This window comes from Teredinibacter purpureus, assembly GCF_014217335.1.
GTDB classification, from domain to species: domain Bacteria; phylum Pseudomonadota; class Gammaproteobacteria; order Pseudomonadales; family Cellvibrionaceae; genus Teredinibacter; species Teredinibacter purpureus.
Genome location: NZ_CP060092.1, coordinates 3,932,599 through 3,955,351 on the forward strand (window position 1 = coordinate 3,932,599; position 22,753 = coordinate 3,955,351).

General features: G+C 47.1%; 19 protein-coding genes. 3 read left to right on the plus strand and 16 right to left on the minus strand.

The genetic code is table 11. The features are described from left to right. Positions 1-46: 46 nt before the first annotated feature. From H5647_RS17560 to gyrA, 16 genes are all read right to left on the minus strand, one after another. Positions 47-1,096, minus strand: a complete 1,050-nt coding sequence (locus H5647_RS17560) for a Wzz/FepE/Etk N-terminal domain-containing protein (RefSeq protein ID WP_082087104.1) — start codon at positions 1,094-1,096, stop codon at positions 47-49. 90 nt (positions 1,097-1,186) lie between these two features. Beyond that, on the minus strand, positions 1,187-1,528 hold the full coding sequence (locus H5647_RS17565) for a MarR family EPS-associated transcriptional regulator (RefSeq protein WP_045860381.1): 342 nt from the start codon (positions 1,526-1,528) through the stop codon (positions 1,187-1,189). 98 nt (positions 1,529-1,626) lie between these two features. Further along, entirely contained in the window at positions 1,627-2,700 is a 1,074-nt protein-coding gene (locus tag H5647_RS17570) for an undecaprenyl-phosphate alpha-N-acetylglucosaminyl 1-phosphate transferase (protein WP_045860382.1), read from the minus strand. 119 nt (positions 2,701-2,819) lie between these two features. Beyond that, complete coding sequence (locus H5647_RS17575; RefSeq protein WP_045860383.1) at positions 2,820-4,208, minus strand: mannose-1-phosphate guanylyltransferase/mannose-6-phosphate isomerase; 1,389 nt, start codon at positions 4,206-4,208, stop codon at positions 2,820-2,822. 324 nt (positions 4,209-4,532) lie between these two features. After that, on the minus strand, positions 4,533-4,841 hold the full coding sequence (ihfB, locus tag H5647_RS17580; RefSeq protein WP_268871378.1) for an integration host factor subunit beta: 309 nt from the start codon (positions 4,839-4,841) through the stop codon (positions 4,533-4,535). Positions 4,842-5,254: 413 nt separating this feature from the next. Beyond that, positions 5,255-6,934: a 30S ribosomal protein S1 gene (rpsA, locus tag H5647_RS17585; RefSeq protein WP_045860385.1), complete on the minus strand. Its 1,680-nt coding sequence runs from the start codon at positions 6,932-6,934 to the stop codon at positions 5,255-5,257. 238 nt (positions 6,935-7,172) lie between these two features. Then, the gene (lapB, locus tag H5647_RS17590) at positions 7,173-8,348 is read right to left on the minus strand and encodes a lipopolysaccharide assembly protein LapB (RefSeq protein ID WP_045860386.1); all 1,176 of its coding nucleotides are present in this window, start codon (positions 8,346-8,348) and stop codon (positions 7,173-7,175) included. Positions 8,349-8,355: 7 nt separating this feature from the next. After that, a complete protein-coding gene (locus H5647_RS17595) occupies positions 8,356-8,664 on the minus strand; it encodes a LapA family protein (RefSeq protein ID WP_045860387.1) in 309 nt (102 codons plus the stop codon). Positions 8,665-8,697: 33 nt separating this feature from the next. Further along, a complete protein-coding gene (gene cmk / locus H5647_RS17600; RefSeq protein WP_045860388.1) occupies positions 8,698-9,384 on the minus strand; it encodes a (d)CMP kinase in 687 nt (228 codons plus the stop codon). A gap of 163 nt (positions 9,385-9,547) precedes the next feature. Further along, positions 9,548-10,252, minus strand: coding sequence for an orotidine-5'-phosphate decarboxylase (gene pyrF, locus H5647_RS17605; protein ID WP_045860389.1), 705 nt, complete (start codon positions 10,250-10,252; stop codon positions 9,548-9,550). Positions 10,253-10,398: 146 nt separating this feature from the next. Further along, positions 10,399-10,761, minus strand: coding sequence for a ComEA family DNA-binding protein (locus tag H5647_RS17610; RefSeq protein WP_052692160.1), 363 nt, complete (start codon positions 10,759-10,761; stop codon positions 10,399-10,401). Between the two features lie 338 nt (positions 10,762-11,099). Then, positions 11,100-12,512, minus strand: a complete 1,413-nt coding sequence (gene cysN / locus H5647_RS17615; protein WP_045860390.1) for a sulfate adenylyltransferase subunit CysN — start codon at positions 12,510-12,512, stop codon at positions 11,100-11,102. A gap of 116 nt (positions 12,513-12,628) precedes the next feature. Continuing rightward, the gene (cysD, locus tag H5647_RS17620; RefSeq protein ID WP_200911602.1) at positions 12,629-13,540 is read right to left on the minus strand and encodes a sulfate adenylyltransferase subunit CysD; all 912 of its coding nucleotides are present in this window, start codon (positions 13,538-13,540) and stop codon (positions 12,629-12,631) included. Positions 13,541-13,624: 84 nt separating this feature from the next. Continuing rightward, positions 13,625-15,853 carry a bifunctional prephenate dehydrogenase/3-phosphoshikimate 1-carboxyvinyltransferase gene (locus H5647_RS17625; protein ID WP_045861504.1) on the minus strand — a complete coding sequence of 743 codons (2,229 nt, stop codon included), beginning with the start codon at positions 15,851-15,853 and terminating at the stop codon, positions 13,625-13,627. An 82-nt stretch (positions 15,854-15,935) separates the two neighbouring features. Then, a complete protein-coding gene (gene pheA / locus H5647_RS17630; RefSeq protein ID WP_045860391.1) occupies positions 15,936-17,060 on the minus strand; it encodes a prephenate dehydratase in 1,125 nt (374 codons plus the stop codon). A 20-nt stretch (positions 17,061-17,080) separates the two neighbouring features. Beyond that, on the minus strand, positions 17,081-19,741 hold the full coding sequence (gyrA, locus tag H5647_RS17635) for a DNA gyrase subunit A (RefSeq protein WP_045860392.1): 2,661 nt from the start codon (positions 19,739-19,741) through the stop codon (positions 17,081-17,083). Positions 19,742-19,961: 220 nt separating this feature from the next. Here gyrA and H5647_RS17640 point away from each other — a divergent pair, with 220 nt between their 5' ends. The 3 genes from H5647_RS17640 to H5647_RS17650 are packed head-to-tail and all read left to right on the plus strand — an operon-like array spanning position 19,962 to position 22,710. Further along, complete coding sequence (locus tag H5647_RS17640) at positions 19,962-21,332, plus strand: TRZ/ATZ family hydrolase (RefSeq protein ID WP_045860393.1); 1,371 nt, start codon at positions 19,962-19,964, stop codon at positions 21,330-21,332. Continuing rightward, positions 21,329-22,045, plus strand: coding sequence for a bifunctional 2-polyprenyl-6-hydroxyphenol methylase/3-demethylubiquinol 3-O-methyltransferase UbiG (gene ubiG / locus H5647_RS17645; RefSeq protein WP_045860394.1), 717 nt, complete (start codon positions 21,329-21,331; stop codon positions 22,043-22,045). The genes H5647_RS17640 and ubiG overlap by 4 nt, the downstream gene beginning before the upstream one ends. Further along, a complete protein-coding gene (locus tag H5647_RS17650; RefSeq protein ID WP_045860395.1) occupies positions 22,042-22,710 on the plus strand; it encodes an HAD family hydrolase in 669 nt (222 codons plus the stop codon). Before ubiG ends, H5647_RS17650 begins: the two co-directional genes overlap by 4 nt. Positions 22,711-22,753 lie beyond the last annotated feature (43 nt).

The window sequence follows — 22,753 nt, forward strand, 5'->3', positions numbered from 1 at the left end:
GTAAAACAGAAACCCAAATCTAGTAATCGTCTTTTTTGACCGAGACTCACTGACCTCGGAAATACCGAACAAACACAATCAAAAACGAAAACATCCCGCCCAACAAAACACCAAGTACACAGATTAATGCTCGTTTTGGCTTTGATTTTATTTCAGCTACTTTTGCTGGACTTAACACTTTAAATACGTACTCATCACTGACTTCGGCCAGCATTAACGTTTTAGTCTGCTCTTCAACTAATTGGTAAAAAATGGATTGCATACCTGCAATATTTGTTTCCTGAATTTTTTTCTTTAGGTATTCGATGCTTTTAGAAGCCTCGTCTTTGTCATGCCTTTGAATATGAGCATTAATGGTAACAACTAAGATGTCAACCCATGCTTTAGCCGTATATGGAGAATAGTGCTCAACGGACAAGTTTACTAAACCCGTTTTTTCATCTTGAGAAATACTAATGCGGTCTCTAAGCTTTTCATAGAGCTTCCAACTGCTTGGCTCGGCTGCTTCCCCTTTACTCGGGTCAAATTCCCTTACCCAGCTTTTGTTTACACTGTCATAAATATCACTATCATAAGTTAAGGTGTTAGTTGAACGGTTCCAGCCGTTGGCAGCATAGACCGCAACTTCAATATTATTGTCTCGGATAAACCCATCGAGGAATCCCCAAGTCTTAATTATTTCAATAGCAATAGTCGCTTTATCACTTACACCGCCCCCACCTAGATTAATTCCAGCTAATGAGGCCAGGCCACCAAATTGCTTAGCCATAACAGCTAAACCACCGCTAGCTCCCTGCTCAGCCGGCACTAGCAATACTTCCGATTTATAAACATTGGGCAATGAAAGCGCATAAAACACAGACGCAACAGTAAAAGCAAAAGTTGTAGCAATAATAATCCACTTGCCCAGCCAAATAACGTTCCACAGCTCCCGCAAATCGATCTCGTCGGCATTCACCTGCGCCTGATAACTAAGCTGCTCACTAGGTTTTAGAATGGTCGCTGCAGTAACAGTGCCTAACTGCCGCTCTATCCGATCGAGTTGTTTTTCAAAATTCGCGTCCACCCCTGAATCTATAGGTATTTTTTTGTCCATAAGTTGCTTTCTGCTCTTTTCAAGATTAGATTTTTACAGTAAAGAGCTCTATACTCCGTTACTTAAAATAACAATTCAACTATTCTTACATTATTTATTTTGAGCGACCGCCTCTTTTTGTAACACGGCAATTTCCTGTTCTAACTGCTCATATAAGAGCTGTTTATTTTTCAAAAAACGTACGGTTACTGCCGCTTTTTCGCTTAACCCTTTTGGAGTTAAAACATAAGCGTAATTTAGCTTGCGGTTAGAGCGGGCGAAATTACCTACCTTTACCCAACCTGCATCTACCAACGCTTTTAGGCAGTAGTTAGTTTTACCTAAACTTACACCCATCATGCTCGCTAGCTGCCGCTGGCTAATATCAGGATTTTCCTCTAGCTCTTTAAGCAGTTGGTAGCGTAACTCGTCTGATAATATTGTTTCGGGCATTACTTTATAAACCTACGAATGATCCCTGTTCACAGGGTGAACACTATCACTCTAAAAAAGCGGCCAGCAGGCCGCTTTTTTAGAGTGATATTACTAAGTTACGCTGACGCTTCTGCAAACAAATTTCGTTTACTCCAACGTATAAAGCGCCACGAGCGCCTCATTAACAATTGATAGCCCGTTACAAAAACCACTGCCAACAAAAACGACAACCAATCTGGCTGCCCAGCATTCATTAAGGCTATGCCCGTAACCACAAACAACCCTTGCGCTACTAACATAATGTAAAGCGTGTGCACTTTTGAGAAGCCCGCGCGCATTATAATATGGTGTATATGGGTTCTATCTGGTGCCATGGGTGAGCGGCCGCGTTTTATTCTGCGGTACATAATGGTGAACATATCCGTCATGGGTAGCAATACGAACCATAGTGCGGTAACGGGGCTGAAGGCGGCTTCATTGCCCTGCGAGCCCGCGACCAGGAGTACGCCCAGCGATAGCCCTAGAAACATACTGCCAGCATCGCCCATAAAGATTTTTTTGAAGCTTTTGTGTGGGCTACCCCAGAGGTTAAAAATTAGGAAGGCGGTAATAGCGCCCACAAAGCTTAAGCACAAGTACTGGAAGGTTTGATTCCCGTTATAGCCGAACAGCGCTATTAGGCCAATAAACGCTACCACCACTAGAGAACCTACGAGGCCATCCATGCCGTCTAGCATGTTGATAGCATTGATTACGCCCATCAAGCTTAATACGGTTAACGGAAAACCTAGCCAACCCGTTTTTAGTTCGCCTAAGCCGAAGATATTACCAAAAGAGTGAATGTGTACTTCTAAGCCGTACACAAAAATACCCGTAACAAGCAATTGGCCGGCCAGACGAAAACGTGCCGACAGTTCGTATCGATCGTCTACCATGCCCATAAACACGATAAGCCCACCGGCCAATAAGAAGAGGCGTATAAAAAGGGGTTGTTCGATAAACAGGAAGGTAGTAAAGAAAACGCCGAAATAAATAGCGAGGCCACCAATAAGCGGAATTAAACCATCGTGATTTTTGCGGCCGCCGGGCTTATCGACAAGCTGAAAAGAATAGGCGATTGGCTTGAGTATTTTTACCATTACAAAGGCTATTGCGAACGCGATAGCGAGCATTCCGAATCCTTGCAGCATTTATTCTCCTACCCCTCTTACTCGTATACAAATAATAGATAAATCCGCATTTTTCTGAACGCGAAAATTATACATTATTCATGAAAACCCTTCGATAGTAATACCGTTAAAAAATGTTGTTACCAACGCACGATATCATCTTCGTTTAAATACTCACCGCTACGCACTTCTATTAAATTTAGCGGAACCTTCCCTGGGTTGGATAAACGATGTTTTTCGCCCAGCGGAATATAAACAGATTCATTTTCAGTGATTAGGAATGTTTCGCTGCCCCGCTCAACCTTAGCGGTGCCTCGCACTACCACCCAGTGTTCAGCACGATGATGGTGCATTTGTAACGACAAGCTGGCACCTGGATTAACTTTTAGACTTTTAACATCGTATCGATCGCCCGAATCGATTGAATCGAAACTACCCCACGGCCGGTGTACTTCACGATGATGCTGAAACTCGGTTCTATTTTCTGACTTTAACCAGTCGACGACTGACTTTACCTCTTGCGTGCAGTGACGGTTGACCACTAGCAGTGCATCGTCCGTATCAACTATAGCGATATTTTCGAGCCCTATTGCAGCAACAAGACGTTCTTTGCCGTGTATCAAAGTGTTTTCACAATTTTTTACAAACGCATCACCAAAGGTGACGTTTCCGTTCTCATCTTTCTTACTGGCTTCCCAGAGGGCGTCCCAACTGCCTAGATCGCTCCACTGCGCATCAAGAGGAACCATCCATGCTTTTTTTGTTTTTTCCATGAGCGCGAAATCTATCGATATATCGTCGCACTCGGCAAAATCACTTTCGTTAAGCCGTATAAAATCTAGATCTTGCTCTGCATTCGCTAGCGCGTTTTTGCCACAACCTAACCAACCCGCGCCACAGGCTTCAAGCTCACTCAATAGAAGCGTACTGTTAAATACGAACATGCCGCTATTCCACGTAAAAGTGCCTTCCGCCAAATAGCCTTCTGCGGTTTCTTTATTGGGCTTCTCTACAAACTGGACAACTGAGGCGCCAGCACCCTCCAAGCTTTTTTCGGACTGAATATACCCGTAACCCGTTTCGGCATGAGTGGGCACCACACCAAACGTAACAAGTTTTTGCTCTGCTTGCGCTAAAGCTATTTGCAAGGCTTTATTAAAGGCTTCTGTATTTTTAATAAGGTGGTCGGCGGGTAAAACAATTAAAATGGGGTTTTCGTACAACTGCTGCGCCCTAAGCGCGGCTACCACTATGGCCGGTGCAGTATTGCGCGCACAGGGCTCTAAAATAATATCGGGTTTTGCTATTTGCAGCTCGGACAATTGGTCTGCCACCATAAAGCGCTGGTCGTTATTACAAACAACAATTGGCGCCTTAAACCCCTTAACACGATTAACGGTATGCTGCAGCATGGTGTAATCGCCGTAGAGCTTGTGTAATTGTTTTGGGTAGGCTTTTCGAGACTTGGGCCACAGGCGTGTACCGCTGCCGCCAGAAAGAATAACGGGAACTATGGGGCGAGTATTCAATGGCTTTTCCTGTGCGTTAACTTCCGATGGCTACCGAGCTGTTGACCCGCTCTTTTGTGCGCTGCCGCACAATTTGCGCGAATTATATAGGCTTTAATGGCTGGTTGCAGCAGAGAATTACCACACTGAATAAACTTTTAGGTATATGTACCTAGAAGCCGCCCCCTCCCGTACGTTTTCTCCCTCGCTCTGTAACAAACCAAAAAACGCTGCGGAACACTTACGATTATTTAACGTTTATTCGAGTTATAGTGCCGCTAACAATAACTAAACGGTGCAATACAAAAAACTATATTGCCCTGTAAAACACCACGCCAAACGCGCCTAATCGCGCGATAGACTTTCATTCACCCTATCGCGCATTTCTTTGCCGGGCTTAAAGTGCGGTACGTATTTACCTTCTAGCTCAACAGATTCGCCCGTTTTGGGGTTGCGGCCAGTGCGTGGGGCGCGGTAATGAAGGGAGAAGCTGCCGAAGCCGCGAATTTCGATGCGATCGCCCGCGGCGAGGCACTGGGACATGTATTCGATGATAAGCTTTACGGCCAGCTCTATATCTTTGGCGGATAACTGGTCTTGCCGTTCGGCAATTCGCTCGATTAGCTCTGACTTGGTCATAGGGTTAGAGGCCACTGGCGAGTAGTTAGCGTTATTTAGCACGTTTAGCGCTAATGGTTAACAATGATTCTAGCCTAAAAAGTCGCTTATATCATTGCGTTAGGTTAATAAGTGAATGCAGTTACTCTGTTTTGGCTGCAAGTTGTTGTTTATACAACAAAAAGCGGCGGAACGCCACCTTGGCGGTTACTGTTAACCACAGCACAATTAACATAAACAAACTTAGCGCCCGCCGAACACTACTTTAATTCCTTTTTAATTCCTCTTCGACGGCACACTACCTGCACATAACAATATCGTGCTAAACACGCACTTACACCGTAAACACGACAACAATGGCGCACAAAGCATTTTCTGCACCCTGAAAGCAAAAAAGCGACACGCCTTTCGGTGTGTCGCTTTTACGTAAAACTAAATGCGGTTAGCGATTAGTTTTTACTTTTCATTTCCGCTTTGATCAAGTCACCAATAGTGGCTGGAGCAGCAGATTCAGCTGCTTTTGCACTGTGCTCTTTAATCGCTGCTTTTTCATCGTCGTTATCTTTCGCTTTTATGCTCAAGATAATGGCGCGGTTTTTACGATCAACATTGGTAATTTTCGCTTCTACTTCTTCGCCTTCTTTCAGCACGTTGCGAGCATCTTCAACTTTGTCGCGGCTAATTTCGGAGGCTTTCAAAGTACCTTCAATGTCGTCTGCCAAGGTGATAACGGCTTCTTTCGCATCTACAGATTTCACAACGCCAGTCACGATGGTGCCTTTGTCGTTAGTGCCCACGTAGATAGTGAAAGGATCTTCATCTAGCTGCTTGATGCCTAATGAAATACGCTCACGCTCAGGATCGATAGCCAATACAACTGTTTCTAGCTCGTCACCTTTTTTGTACTTACGTACGGCTTCTTCGCCAGCTTCGTTCCAGCTAATATCGGACAAGTGAACCAAACCGTCTATACCGCCGTCCAGGCCAATAAAGATACCGAAATCGGTGATAGATTTGATTTTGCCAGAGATCTTGTCGCCTTTAGCGAATTGATTACTGAAGGCATCCCATGGGTTTTCTTGACACTGTTTGATACCCAAGGAGATACGACGACGCTCTTCGTCGATATCCAAAATCATCACTTCCACTTCGTCGCCTAGGTTAACAACTTTGCTTGGGTGGATGTTTTTGTTGGTCCAATCCATTTCGGATACGTGAACCAAACCTTCAACACCTTCTTCGATTTCGGCGAAACAGCCGTAGTCGGTAAGGTTGGTGATGGTGGCTTTAACTTTCGCGCCTTCTGGGTAACGATTAGTGATAGCGGCCCATGGATCTTCACCCAATTGCTTAAGACCAAGTGATACACGGTTGCGCTCGCGATCAAATTTAAGCACTTTAACGTCGATTTCGTCGCCTACAGCAACGATTTCACTTGGGTGCTTAATGCGCTTCCACGCCATATCGGTAATGTGTAGCAAGCCATCTACGCCGCCCAAGTCAACGAAGGCACCGTAATCGGTAAGGTTCTTAACGATACCTTTAACCGCTTGACCTTCTTGCAAGGTAGCCAGCAACTCATCACGCTCTTCGGTGTTGGCTTGCTCCATAACGGCACGACGAGAAACAACAACGTTGTTACGCTTCTGGTCTAGCTTAATAACTTTAAACTCTAACTCTTTGCCTTCTAGGTGAGTTGTCTCGCGCACAGGGCGAACATCTACCAATGAACCAGGCAAGAAGGCACGAATACCAGCAACGTCTACAGTGAAACCACCTTTAACCTTGCCGTTAATCACACCTGTAATAACTTCTTCAGATTCGTGAGCCGCTTCAAGCACTTTCCAGCTTTCTGCGCGCTTAGCCTTTTCACGAGACAGGCGGGTTTCACCGAAACCATCTTCTACGGTCTCTAGGGCTACCTGAACTTCGTCACCTATGCTTAGGTCGAGTTCGCCTTTTTCGTTTAGGAATTGTACTGCGGGAATAACGCCTTCAGATTTGAGACCAGCGTGTACTGTGACCCAATCTTGATCGATGTCGATAACAACACCGGTTACGATGGTGCCTGGCACCATATCAACTGTCTGTAAGCTCTCTTCAAAGAGTTCTGCAAAGCTTTCGCTCATTGCGCGCTACCTATATATAGAAACCGTATTCGCCAGTATACGGGTCAATTAATTGTCGCTAGAAACACTCCACATCTGGCTAAAAAGAGGTTGTCCAACGGTTTTTCAGAGGTGCGCGAGGGTAGCAGAGATATACCGTAATCACAAGGGGTTTTGTTTGCTTTTAGGGTGTGCTTGCGTCACGGCCATTTACATGAATGGAGATAGACTCGCACAAACAATATAAGCGCTAAATAGGTTAACGCGCCGTTATCGTCGACCAGCGTTTACAGCTAGGGCACAACCAGTGCAACTGCTCGCCCGAGAACCCACAACCGGCGCATTCGTATTCACAATTTGCGTGGGTTAATTTTTCGAGCACCCCCTTTATGGTGCCGTAGTTAAAACCTATCCATTGAGAGGTGTTTTCTGAGACTAATTTCAGTAGCTCGCCGGCGGCATCCATCTGTGGGAATGCCTGGAGTTCTTGCAATAAAAAATCGACGACAACATCTTCACCTTGCTCTTGCGCGATAGATTTAGCTAAGTAGCTCAGCACGAGTAAACTATGGCTATCGGTATATATTTCTTGGTAAAAGGCGGTCATTTCTTTGGGGCTATTGAGCGCCTGAAAACACGTATAAATAAGCGGTAATGCTTCGGAAATAAATTCGGGGTTATGGTGCGGCAATTTACGCAACACCGTTAACGCAACGGCAGCCCCGCCTTCGGCTAGCTCTATTTTAGACTGGAGCAATGCCGCTCTGGCGCAGGCCTTGTCGTAACGCAGGGCATTGCGCACGAAGCGCCGAGCCTCTCCTGCCGCTTGCCCCGCCAACGCCTCTTCTGCCAGTTCACAGCTGTATTGCGCTTGCCTGTGACGCCATTCATCGGCCGTTGATGAAAACTTGGCGGCCGTGAGGCGGTCTGCCACATCAATTGCCGCCAACCACTCTTTCGTATCTTGATACACTTCTAACAAATACGATAACGCTTGCTCTCTAAAGGCATTATCAAGACCTTTAACTTCTGCTAATTCTTTAAAAAGCGATTCGGCACGATCAAGCAAGCCCGACTTCATATAATCCACACCCAGTTCAAGCTGCGCCAAATGACGTTGCGCTTTACTTAAATTGGGCTGCGATAACACATTCTGATGGACGCGAATGGCGCGGGCGGCTTCGCCGCGCTTTCGGAGTAAATTGCCCAGCGCTAAATGCGTTTCTAGCGTTTCGCTGTTAACGTCTAGCGCTGCGATAAAGGTGTCGATGGCTGCATCGGGCTCATCTTTCAATAAATGATTTAAGCCTTGGTAATAGGAGTTACCGGGCGCAGCTCCGGCGTTTTGGCGTTCGCCAGCTCGCTGATAGCGGCCAAGCACGTAACCCACCGCTACCGCCACTAACAACAATGCAAAAACAAGGTAATCGACCATAGCTCGCTTAGGTCTCCTGAACTTGCGCCGTGCGCAGCTTGCCTACCTCTTTTTGAACCTTACCCAATTCCCGCTTACGCGAATAAAGTTTTCCCTGCGCTAACACCCAAGTGCCAAACCACCCCAAACCAACACCTACAGCAAACGTTAAGCACAAGTAGAAACCAATGGTCATTTCAGGCAGTTGAAAACCGAGGATATTAAGCGTGGTGTAATCGGCGTTATAGAAGCCAATCCAAGCGCCTATAACGAGTACAGCAACCAGCCAAAGGATAATGAAAACGCCCCGCAGCCACCCTATTAGTTTTTGAAACATGCTCTTCTCCTATATAAGCGGCTCGCCAAACAATTAAGCGCCCAACGCTCGCTGGCTCACTTCATTCATTATGAGATTGAATACCGCGTTAATCGACAGGCTAGTACTGTCGAGCACTATCGCATCACTGGCGGGCTTAAGCGGTGAACTGGCTCTATTAGTATCTCGGTCGTCTCGCGCCTCAATATCTGCAAGAATTTTAGCGGGATCGATACCGGCCGCACCTGATAACGCCAACTGCTTAACTCGGCGATTAGCGCGCTCTTGCGCACTGGCGGTTAAGAATATTTTTAGGGGCGCCTCTGGAAAAACAACTGTACCCATGTCTCTACCGTCCGCCACTAGACCTGGCGCCTGCCGAAAATCACGCTGACGGGTAAGCAGTGCTTCGCGCACCTGCGGGTAAGCCGCTACTGTTGACGCGAGCATGCCTATCTCTTCTTGACGAATTGCGTCGGTAACCTCTTTTGAGCCGAGCATGACACAAATAGACTCTTCAGCGAGCCTGAATTCTATCGCCAAGTTCTGGGCTAGCGCTGCGACAGCCTGCTCATTTTCTAAATTGGTATTCGACTGCACGGCCGCTAAAGCCGTTAGGCGGTAGAGTGCACCGCTATCCAGCAATGAATAGCCCGTTGCCTGCGCCACAAGACGACATAGCGTACCTTTGCCAGAGCCACTAGGGCCATCAATTGTTATTACAGGACTATCGTTTTGCATACGCTCTATTCAACTTTTCTTTAATCGTTAATAAGCCCAGTTTATCGAGGCTTTGTACAAGTCGCGCTCCGCAAATATTGCCTACACAACACCTTTCACTCAGAGCGCTGGCCAGTTACGCTTCGCGGGCCTTATGTTATCGCTACTTATTTTCTGGGGTAGTTTACTCAGCACGAATACTGGATGCGATAGCAGCACACGCCGCTGCGGGGTCGGCGGCTTGCGTAATAGGCCGGCCCACCACAATATAATCACTGCCATTTTGTATGGCTTGCTCTGGCGTTACCACTCTTCGTTGATCGCCTTGCGCCGCCGAAACGGGGCGTATACCTGGGGTAACCGTAAGAAAGGCATTGCCTAGCGCTTGCTTCATTTGAGCCGTTTCCATTGCCGAACACACCACGCCATCCATACCCGACTGTTGCGCTAAGCGGGCTAGACGGGCCACTACCTGCTCTGGCGTCTCTTGAATACCAATACCGGCAAGGTCTGAGGCATCCATGCTGGTCAGTACGGTAACGGCAATAAGTTGTGGGCGCTGCTGAAAAGATGCTAACGCATTGCGCGCCGCTACCATCATTCGCTCGCCCCCTAGCGCATGGACATTCACCATCCAAACGCCTAAGTTAGCCGCGGAATTTATAGCCCCAGCAACGGTATTGGGTATGTCATGAAATTTTAGATCGAGAAACACCTCAAACCCTAATGCCTGTACAGCATTGACAATTGAAGGGCCTGCCGCTGTAAACAACTCTTTGCCAATTTTTAGCCGACAGTCTTTGGGGTTAAGCTGCTGTACGGTTTTTAGGCATTGTTCTGCGTTATCGTAATCTAACGCAACCAGTAAACGAGGGCCTAGGTCGATCATAATATCTCTCCATTCAAATACGGTGGGTATTCTACAACGGACCGCAACATTATGCCCTTTGGATATAGCGCTAAAACAAGAAAAGGGAAAGCCACCTGAGCGGTAACTTTCCCTTTTTACACAATACCTAGAATACAAGCAGAACGTTAGAGCAGAATTTTAGCCCGATTCTTTTCCAAAATACCTTCGCCAATTCCTTTGATTACGAGTAGTTCATCTAGCGATTTAAACTTACCCTTCTGCTTGCGATACACCACGATGGCCTCAGCCTTTTTCAGGCCCACACCGGTTAGCACGCTAGCGATTGTTTCTGCATCTGCTTTATTGATATTCACCTTACTCGCCACCTGCTCGGCATTAGGTTTTACCGCTTGATCTTTAGCTTTAGGCGCAGCCACTCCTTGCGGTGATGCAACGAGCAAACAAAAAACCGAAAGCACCAACATTGACGTATAGAAATCTCGCGAAAACATTCGCTGTACAAACTCAAAATTTGTTCCCTTTAACATAACTCGCTCCTTGTTGATTATTATTGGTGTGAAGCCATTAGCTTCGGGAGTTACTTTACGAAAAAAAATTTGAATTTAAAGCAGGCCGTTTTATAAACGTTACGTGAGAAATGAACGTTTATAAACGTGAGAAAAAGAATAAGCATCGACGAAAAGCACTACTACCCATTATTACAACATAACAATGGCTCTAGTGACCTTTAATTAACGTTAGAATTTAAGCGGTAAAGGTAAGGGAAAGCGATTTTACTGACGGGGATTTTTTCGAACCTTCCACCAACGGCAGAAGGTTCGACGGTATTAAGCGTGAGCCAAACCAAACAATAAAGTGAAAAAAATCACAATTTGGATAGATCTTTCGCATCCCAGTGAGGGAAATGTTTGCGCACCAATGAATTCAGTTCAACTTCAAACTCAGAAAACTGAGAGTCGCTTGCCTGCTTAGACTCAAGCGCATCGATCACCATGCCCGCCCCAACTGTGATATTTGTCATACGATCGATAATAATGAACGCACCCGTTGCCCTATTCTGCGGGTAAGAATCGACAACAACTTTTTGCTCCAGCTGCACATCGACAACGGCAATATCGTTAAGCGCCATATCATCTGCTTCAGACTTTTCGAAGGTATTAACATCGATACGGTATTCAACTTCGGAGACAAAACCTGGTGTTACTTTACTCGCAAATTTAAAGAAGTATTGTTTGTTTGTTTTTAACGTGGCCTCGGCCATCCAAACAATATGTGCCTGCAAGCGATCAGAGAAGTGTGGGTTTGCATCCGCGTGCACTATCATGTCCCCGCGGCTAACATCAATTTCATCTTCTAGCGTAAGCGTAACGGACTGGTCAATAAAGGCCGACTCCAGCTCACCATCGTAAGTTTCAATAGATTTTATTTTACTAATTTTCTGAGAAGGATAAACCTTAACTTCATCCCCTTTTTTGACGATACCCGATGCGACAGTGCCACAAAACCCGCGGAAATTAAGATGCGGACGGTTAACGTACTGTACCGGATAACGAAAATCGGTAATATTTTTATCTTCTGAGACTTTTACTGTCTCTAAAATTTCCATTAGCGATTGCCCTGTATACCAAGGCGTATGGGTACTTTTATTAACCACGTTGTCGCCTTCGAGGGCAGACATGGGTACAAAATACAATTCTGCATCGTTCAACGACTTAGACAACTGAAGATACTCGGCCTTAATTTCTTCAAAACGCTTTTCGTCGAACTCGACCAAATCCATTTTATTAATCGCGACAACAACGTGTTTCAAGCCCAATAGCGATGCAATATACGAATGGCGACGTGTTTGTGTTTGCACGCCGTAGCGGGCATCAATCAAAATTATCGCGAGATCACAGGTGGAGGCTCCTGTGGCCATATTACGCGTGTACTGCTCGTGCCCTGGAGTATCGGCAATAATAAATTTGCGCTTCGCTGTAGAAAAATATCGATAAGCCACATCGATGGTAATACCTTGCTCACGCTCAGCCTGCAAACCATCGACGAGCAAAGCCAAATCTAGCTTTTCGCCCGTTGTACCATGCTTTGTTGAATCTGAAGCAACTGCGGCTAACTGATCTTCATAGATCATTTTGGAGTCGTGCAGCAAGCGACCAATTAATGTGGACTTACCGTCGTCAACGCTTCCGCAAGTGAGAAAACGTAACAGCTCTTTTTGTTCGTGCTGCGCTAGGTATGCGTCGATATCGGTTTCAATAAGTTCTGATTGATGGGACATTGAAATGCCTACTCCAAATTCACTGTATATTTTTACGTATGCTCATTAAACCTTCACAGGCATGGCAAGGTACAACAAACACTGCCCCATGGTGCTGAGGCGGCCAAAAAAAGGGATTAGAAATACCCTTCCTGCTTTTTCTTTTCCATTGAGCCTGAAGAGTCGTGATCAATCACGCGACCTTGGCGCTCAGAGGTTTTTGTGAGCAGCATTTCCTGAATAATTTCGGGCAATGTTGTTGCGGTAGATTCAACCGCGCCGGTTAGGGGGTAACACCCAAGCGTGCGGAAACGTACCATTTTTTCTTCAATTTTGTCGTCTTTGCCAATGGGCATACGATCGTCATCGACCATAATTAGTACGCCGTCTTTTTCTACCACTGGGCGCTTCGCCGCAAAATATAACGGCACAATAGGAATGCTTTCTAAATGAATATATTGCCAAATATCGAGTTCAGTCCAATTGGAAAGCGGGAACACGCGAATACTTTCGCCTTTATCCACTTTACCGTTATATAAACTCCATAATTCAGGGCGCTGATTTTTAGGGTCCCAGCGATGGTTTTTATCGCGGAAGGAATACACGCGCTCTTTCGCTCGAGACTTTTCTTCATCTCGCCTGGCGCCACCAAATGCAGCATCAAAACCATGCTTATCTAGAGCCTGTTTTAAGCTTTGAGTTTTCATGATATCGGTATGTTTTGCACTACCATGAACAAACGGACTAATGCCCATATCAACACCTTCTTGATTGATATGTACAATTAAATCCCAACCTAAATCTTTAAGTCGCTGCTCACGAAAGGCTATCATTTCTTTAAATTTCCATGTGGTATCCACATGCATTAAAGGAAACGGCGGCTTACCCGGCGCAAAGGCTTTCATGGCCAAATGCATCATTACTGCAGAGTCTTTACCCACAGAATACAGCATTACAGGGTTATCAAATTCTGCCGCTACTTCGCGGATAATATGAATACTCTCAGCTTCCAGCTGCTTGAGATGTGTCATGGTAGTATCGTTAATCATGAAATGTGTCTCGGGACAGTTCTTAATAGGCATTGACTGACGTTTAACCAGCCAATGCAAATTATAATGATTTAGCGCGTAAAATTAAGCACAATTTACTTCTAAGCTTATGCCGACTTCTCGCGCCAGATCGACAAAGTTAGGGAATGAGGTTGTCACATTTGCACAGTTGTTCACCTGTATCGCGCCTGATGCGCGCAGAGCAGCGATGGTAAACGACATTGCAATACGGTGATCGTGACAGCTTTCTACAGTACCGCCGGTTAACTGGCCACCCACAACAATGATACCGTCGGGCGTTGACTCACATTCGATACCAAGCGCAGTTAAGCCATCTGCCATTGCCTGGATACGATCCGTTTCTTTTACGCGCAGCTCTTCGGCTCCGGTCAGTACAGTTTTACCTTCTGCGCAGGCTGCGGCAATAAGTAGCGCAGGAAACTCATCAATCGCTAGGGGTACTTGATCTTCTGGGATTTGAATGCCTTTTAACGGGGCGTATTGCACGCGAATATCCGCTACCGGTTCTCCGCCTACTTCACGTTCGTTTTCGAGCGATAAATTTGCCCCCATTAAACGTAAAATATTAACCACACCAATACGCGTTGGGTTGATACCAACATGAGTAAGCGTTATATCTGAACCAGGGCAAATAGCGGCCGCCACCATAAAGAACGTTGCGGAGGAGATGTCGGCAGGAATATCGATGTCGGTACCGGTTAACTTGCCACCAGATTTTACCGATACAACATTTCCTTCGCGCTGCACATTGTACCCAAAGCCTCTGAGCATACGCTCTGTATGGTCGCGCGTTGGCGCAGGTTCTGTAACGGTTGTTTCACCTTCGGCGTATAAGCCGGCTAACAACAAACACGATTTTACCTGTGCGCTGGCCATTGGCATTTCGTAGTTAATACCTTTTAATGCAGAACCACCGTTAATAACCATGGGTGGACGACCATTTTCTTCGGTATCGATTGTTACGCCCATATCACGCAACGGATTAGCAACGCGATTCATTGGGCGCTTACTTAACGAGACATCACCCGTTAGTTCACTCTGAAATGATTGCCCTGCTAATATTCCGGATAACAATCTCATTGATGTACCAGAATTACCCACGTATAACGCGCCCGAAGGCTTTTGCAGACCCTTTAAGCCAACGCCATGCACAGTAACGGTACCTTGTTCTGGCCCTTCGATAACAACACCCATGTCACGAAACGCTTGCAAGGTGGCGAGGGCATCTTCACCCTCCAAAAAACCTTCGATATGCGTTGTACCTTCTGCTAACGAGCCCAGCATAATGGAGCGGTGAGAAATTGATTTATCGCCAGGAACGCGAATACGGCCTTTTATTTGGCCACCAGGAGCTACGGTGTAAACAACGAGTTTTTCTTCTGTATTTTGCATAGGGCTACTATAGGCTTTGTGTTCTAACATTTTAGTGAATCGATCGCGGGCAAATTTAGCGCGGGTGAAAACACCGGTGATTTCGGTAGCGTCTTCTTTATCGATTAACGCTCTTAAACGCGAAAGGTTTGAAGAGAATAAATCGATAGCATCTAAAACGCTTCGTTTATTGGCGAGCATTATGTCTCGCCACATAATGGCATCGCTGCTGGCAATTCGAGTAAAGTCGCGAAACCCACCCGCTGCGTAGCGAAAAATATTTTCATTATGGCTGTCATGAGCCAAGGTATCGACAAGCGAATAAGCAATAACATGCGGTAAATGGCTAGTGGAAGCTAAAACCACATCGTGATCGTCTACTTCCATTTCCAATACTTCTGCACCAACGGCTTGCCACATTGCCCGCACGGCCGTAACCGCCTCGGCGTTGTTTTGTGGCATAGGCGTTACAATAACCCGATGCTTAACATACAAATCGGGGTTTGATGCTTCTACGCCACTTTGCTCCGACCCTGCTATTGGGTGACCCAACACAAAGTTAGCCGGAAAATGGCCGTAAATTTCGCGTACATCATCACGTACACTACCTTTTACGCTTGCGCCGTCGGTAATAATAACGTCACTCGGGATACAGGCTTTTAATTGTTCAACAATAGCGCGAACAGTTAACGTGGGCACCGAAATAAAGACGATATCGCCCTTACCTAATTCGCTCGCAACCTCTGAAATATGGGTAACGGCCTGATCAACCACACCCATCTTTAAGGCTTGCTGACACGTTTCTTCTCGTCGTGCAACGCCAATAATTTTTTGGCACGCACCGGCTTTTTGTAGGCCTGCCGCTAAGCTGCCGCCTATTAACCCTAAGCCAACAATAACAACCTTATTTAGTCCGGTCATAATCACCAAGCGATCCGCCACTCGTTTACACCGCCAGCTAATAGTCGCTGGCTAGCGAGAATAAACGACGTGAAGTAAATGGTTATAAAACGCCCTTTGGATAAGAGCCAAGAATTTTTAAATCGGATACGTTTTTTTCCACATCCTTTAGCGCTGCTTGTACAACGCTATCGGTAACATGCCCTGCAAAATCAATAAAAAACACGTAATTCCATGTGCCGGTTGACGACGGACGCGTTTCGACTCGCGTTAGATCTATACCGTGCCGATGAAACGGTTCCAGCAAGCCGTGTAGTGCGCCCGGCTCGTTGCGGGTAGACACCACCAATGAGGTTTTATCATCATTACTGGGGCCAACGTCTTCGGAGCCAATAATTAAAAACCGCGTTGAGTTATCGGGCTGATCTTCAATATTTTGTGCGTAGCTGGTTAAATCGTACAAGTCGGCAGCTATTTCACCTGCGATAGCCGCTGCATTCCATTCACCCTTCAAACGACGGGCTGCTTCTGAATTACTGTTAACAGCTATTCGCTCTGCATTGGGGAAATGGCCATCCAGCCATTTACGGCATTGGGACAACGACTGAGCATGAGAATACACACGCGTAATATTGCTAACGTGAGTAACGTCTGACACTAAAAAGTGATGATGAATGCGAAGCACCACTTCACCACAAATTTTTACGCTACTCGCAAGAAAATTATCTAAGGTATGGGTTACAACCCCTTCAGTGGAATTTTCGACGGGAACAACACCGTAATGAGCCGCTCCCGATGCCACCTCGCGAAACACTTCATCAATAGCCGACATGGAAACCGTATGGGCCGACTGACCAAAATGTTTTAGCGCGGCTTGCTGGGTATAGGTACCCTCTGGCCCAAGATATGCAACTTTTATAGGATTTTCGAGCGCCAAACACGCCGACATAATTTCACGGAAGAGCCGCGCATATTCTTCGTCGTGTAACGGCCCTTGATTACGCTCCATTGCTTTGCGCAACACTTGCGCCTCACGCTCAGGGCGATAGAAGTTCGGAGCTTCATCACCTGAATACCGCTGCTTTATCTCGGCAACATCTTGAGCGCATTGCGCGCGCGAACTGATCAGCTCACCAATTTGCGTATCGATACCGTCAATTTTATCGCGCAGTGCCGCAAGCTCTTTTTGCTCTTGGGTATTGGGCCCACTGTTTTCGTTGTCAGTCACTCGTCATCATTCCCTGAAAGTTATTCTTCGTCGGTGTCGGCGTCTGAATCGGCTGGTTTCTCATCCGCACCGCCTGAAGCAGCAACTTCACCCGCTGACGCTTCTGCCTGCTCCGTGTCTGCCGGTTCAGCACCCTCGGGATCAACATCGTCTAGCTGTTCATCTATACGCGCAACACCCACAATATGTTCACCGTCTTTCACTCGAATGAGACGAACACCTTGGGTATTACGGCTAAGCACCGAAATTTCGTCACCGCGTGTACGCACCAAGGTGCCTTGGTCGGAGATGAGCATAATTTCATCACCATCAAAGACCTGTGTTGCGCCTACCAATGCACCGTTACGATCAGACGTTGCCATGGCAATAACACCTTGACCACCACGACCTTTCGTTGGGAAATCGGCTACTTCGGTTCGTTTGCCGAAGCCATTTTCACTAACCGTAAGAACTTTGCCGTCCTCGGCTGGGATGATCATCGCAATAACACGATGTTCTTCGGCTATTCGTATGCCTCGAACACCACGAGAGGTACGCCCCATGGAACGAACGGTATCTTCTTCAAAACGCGTAGCTTTACCGCTGGAACTCAGCAGCATAATATCTTTTTTGCCATCGGTAATGGCCGTACCCACTAAGTGATCGCCTTCTACAAGATCGATCGCGCGCAGCCCTACGGAACGTGGACGGGCAAATTGTGGCAGCGGCGTTTTCTTAACCGTACCGTTAGATGTTGCCATCACTATAAATAGGTCTTCGTCGAACTCTCGTACCGGTAAAATTGAGGTGATACGCTCACCCTCTTCCAGCGGTAACAAATTCACCATGGGTCGACCTCGAGATTGTCGGCCAGCCACCGGAATTTGGAACACTTTCAACCAATACACTTTACCGGCATTGGTGAAGCACAAGAGGTAATCGTGCGTGCTCGCTATCAACATATGCTCGACGAAATCTTCATCTTTCACCGATGTAGCCGCCTTGCCCATGCCACCGCGACGCTGTGCTTGATAGGCATCGAGAGGCTGTGTTTTGGCGTAGCCACCGTGAGATATTGTCACGACTCGATCTTCTTCAGTAATGAGGTCTTCTACGGTTAAATCTTGCTGAGAATGCTGAATTTCAGTACGACGCTCATCGCCATACTCTTCTTTTACCGCTTCAAGCTCTTCTCGGATAACGTGCATCAAACGAAGCGGGTTGCCGAGAATTTCTAGGTATTCCCCAATAAGTTTGAGCTTCTCTTCGTACTCAGCCAGTAACTTCTCGTGCTCCATTCCCGTTAAACGGTGCAGGCGCAACTCCAAAATTGCCTGCACCTGTGCAAGCGACAAATAATACAAGCCGTCTCGTAAACCGAAAGAATCGCCTAGGTCGTCTGGTTTACACGCATCGGCGCCAGCGCTCTCTAAGAACGGGCTGATGGTGCTAGTGTTCCAGCCTCGCGCCAATAAGGCTTCTCGAGCCTCCGCGGGCGAAGGAGACGCTTTAATAAGCGTAATAACGTCATCGATATTGGCGATAGCGACGGCCAAACCTTCGAGTACATGACCTCTCTCACGCGCCTTACGCAATAAATAAACCGTACGACGCGTAACCACTTCACGCCTATGGCGAATAAAATATTCAAGCATTTGTTTGAGGTTGAGCACTCTCGGCTGATCGTCAACCAAGGCGACTACGTTAATACCAAAAACGCTTTGCAGCTGGGTTTGTGCGAATAGGTTATTAAGAACCACATCGCCCATTTCCCCACGCTTAATTTCTATCACTACACGCAAGCCATCTTTATCGGATTCATCACGAATCTCGGAGATACCTTCAATCTTCTTATCTTTAACGAGCTCCGCAATTTTTTCGATCAGGCGCGCTTTATTCACCTGATAGGGGATTTCGTTAATAATAATGGTGTCACGATGCGTTTTTTCGTCGGTAATAACATCGGCTTTAGCACGCACATAAATGCGACCACGGCCTGTTCGATACGCCTGAATAATACCGGCCCGGCCATTAATAATGGCGCCTGTGGGGAAATCTGGACCAGGAATGTCTTCCATTAGCTCGTCAATGGTCGACTCTGGGCAGTCAATTAAACGAAGACAACCCTGAACCACTTCGCGCAAATTGTGAGGCGGAATGTTCGTCGCCATGCCCACCGCAATACCCGAAGAACCGTTCACAAGCAGGTTGGGAACCCGAGTAGGCATTACCGCCGGGATCAATTCTGTGCCATCGTAGTTGGGCACGAAATCTACGGTTTCTTTATCGAGATCGGCTAACAAATCGTGCGCGATCTTCTTCATTCTAATTTCGGTGTATCGCATAGCAGCAGCGCTATCACCATCGACCGACCCGAAGTTACCTTGGCCATCGACCAGCGTATAGCGCAACGAAAAAGGCTGGGCCATACGAACAATGGTGTCGTAAACGGCTGAATCGCCGTGAGGGTGATACTTACCAATAACATCACCGACCACACGGGCCGATTTTTTATAGGGTTTGTTCCAGTCGTTGTTTAACTCGCTCATCGCGAACAACACTCGACGGTGCACGGGTTTTAAGCCATCTCGAACATCAGGTAACGCACGCCCCACGATCACGCTCATCGCGTAATCGAGGTAGGATTGCTTGAGTTCGTCTTCGATGCTTACCGGTAGGATTTCTTTTGCAATATCGCCCATAAAAGTCTCACCCGCTTTGCGGGACATGTCTTTTTGTTGTTTTGCGGTTCTATGCGACCTAAGCGCTCTAGATCACGGCCAAATAAACGGCGAATACTACCATAAAATCAACATGATAAGCACGTTGAGCGAGCGCCACAGCATAGAAATTTACGGGTATACTGGGCTCCCTGCCACTAAACCCACGTGACGAACAAACAACGAGCAGTTAGCGCACAATATGACCACAAAAATAACCGTAGACCTATGCCTAGACGCCTCTTGGATTGCTCCCGTGATTCCACGTGGCCGCCTTTATACTGATTGCAGCCTATTAATCAACGGCGACACCATTATAGGTATAACCCCGACTAGCGATGTTAGCAGCCAATACACGCCCCTAAAGCGAGTAGATCTTACCCGGCAATTGATTATGCCGGGGCTTATCAACACCCACGGTCATGCGGCTATGGCCCTGCTACGCGGTTTTGCCGATGATCACCCTCTCGACACCTGGCTACAAGACCATATATGGCCGGCCGAAAACCGTTGGGTAAATGAAACATTTGTGGAAGACGGAAGCAAACTCGCCATCGCCGAGATGTTATTAACAGGTACAACCTGTTTTGCCGATATGTATTATTTCCCCGAAGCGTGTGCCGCAGCCGCCCGCGAAGCCGGTATTCGGGCGCAAATTACCTTCCCTATATTGGACGCCCCTAATAACTGGTCCCGAGATGCTGATGACGCGTTCCACAAAGGTTTACAGCTGCGTGACAAATACCGTTCTCACCCCCTTATAGAGATTGGCTTTGGCCCCCATGCGCCCTACACCGTTAGCGACCAGTCACTACAACGCATTGCGACCTACGCAGAAGAACTGCAAGCCCCCATTCAAATACACTTACACGAAACGGCTCACGAGATCGATACCGCTCTAGCAGAAACCGGCATACGTCCCTTGCAACGCTTACACGATCTCGGGCTGCTCACGCCTTTAACGCAGTGCGTGCATATGACGCAAACCACCGCAGACGATAGAGCACTATTAAAACTTACCGGTGCACACGTTATTCATTGCCCGCAATCGAACATGAAGCTGGCCAGCGGTACCTGTAACGCCCAGCAGCTTTTAGACGCCGATATAAACGTAGCCCTCGGTACTGATGGCGCGGCCAGCAATAACACGCTGAATATGTTTGCCGAGCTACAAACAGCCGCATTGCTCGGTAAACTTGCGGCCAACAACCCCGCCGCGATCAATGCCACCACCGCCATTGAGATGGCAACCATTAACGGCGCACGCGCAATGGGAATTGAAGAAAAAGTGGGATCACTCGAAGCCGGTAAACAAGCCGATGTGATTGCCATAGACCTCTCTAATATAGCCTCTTTGCCAGTGCACAACCCGCTGAGCCAACTGGTATACACCGGTGCAGGCGCGCACGTAACACATGTTTGGGTGGCCGGTGAGCAACGCGTTCATAACGGCGCTCTCACACAGCTATCGCTTGAAGAGATTAAGATTAATACCCATAAATGGCAAAACCGTATGAAGGGTAACGAACCCCCTAAAAATGCCAGTACACACATTGGAGAGCGCGAATCATGACGACGACAGCCAACCAAAATGTTGATGAAGCCGAGATTGCAAAATTTGAACGCATGGCCAGCCGCTGGTGGGATTTAAACGGCGAATTTAAGCCCCTGCACGACATTAACCCGCTACGCGCCAACTACATTGATGAGCGCGCGGCCGTCGCAGAAAAGAAAGTACTCGATATTGGTTGTGGTGGCGGAATATTATGCGAAGCTCTTTTTCAGCGCGGCGCCAATGTGACCGGTATAGACATGGGAGTGGCGCCGCTAGAAGTTGCTAAGCTTCACGGCCTAGAAACTGGCGCTCAGGTTGACTACCAACACACTACCGCAGAAGCCTTTGCTCAGAATAACGCGAATCAATTCGACATTGTTACCTGCTTAGAAATGCTCGAACACGTACCCAACCCCGCGAGCACAATCGATGCCTGTACAGCATTAGTAAAACCCGGTGGCGACATTTTCTTTTCAACCATTAACCGCAACCCAAAAGCATACGGCGTTGCCATTCTTGGGGCAGAATACCTGCTTAAATTATTACCCAAAGGCACGCACGAATACGGCAAGTTTATTCGCCCTTCAGAGCTTAGCCGCTGGGCACGAGAATCTGGCCTTGTAGTGAATAATATTTGCGGCATTACGTACAATGTTTTCACCAAAAAATATAAACTTAACCCAGACGATATCGATGTTAATTATTTAATTCACGCGACCAAACCGTTATGAACCCGAAACTTACGGCTGTTTTTTTTGACTTAGATGGTACGCTGCTCGATACCGCTCCAGATTTGGCGGCAGCGCTTAACCGGCTACTGCGCAGTAAAAGTATGCCAGAATTACCGTTAACCGCAGTACGCAACGTTGTCTCCGACGGCGCTAACGCCATGCTACAAATGGCGTTTAATTGTAAACCCAACGATAATGGCTTCGCTGAACTGCGCAGTGCATTACTCAACTTTTATTTACTCGATTTAGCCACTCACACAACCACTTTCGACGGCATTGATACCCTTCTGGAAAACCTAGCCTCCAAGGGCATTCACTGGGGCGTTGTCACAAATAAACCTTGGACCTATACCGAACCGCTCATGAACGCATTTAAATTTTCTTCTGAGCCGTGTTCTATTATATGCCCTGAACATGTGGAAGAACGCAAGCCCGCACCCGACGCCTTACTGCTCGCCTGTAAGCAAAGCGCTTGCCTACCGCAAAATGCTCTTTATATTGGTGACCACAAACGCGATATTCTGTGTGGAATTAACGCAGGCATGCCCACTATCGCCGTAGGCTACGGTTACATTGACGCAAACGATAGCCACGAGAATTGGAACGCAACCCATTGCGTTAATAACGCCAGCGAAATATGGCCTATTATTGAAACATACCTTTAGATTATTGATACCGCCGCACGACAACACGTCTAAGATTCCGGCG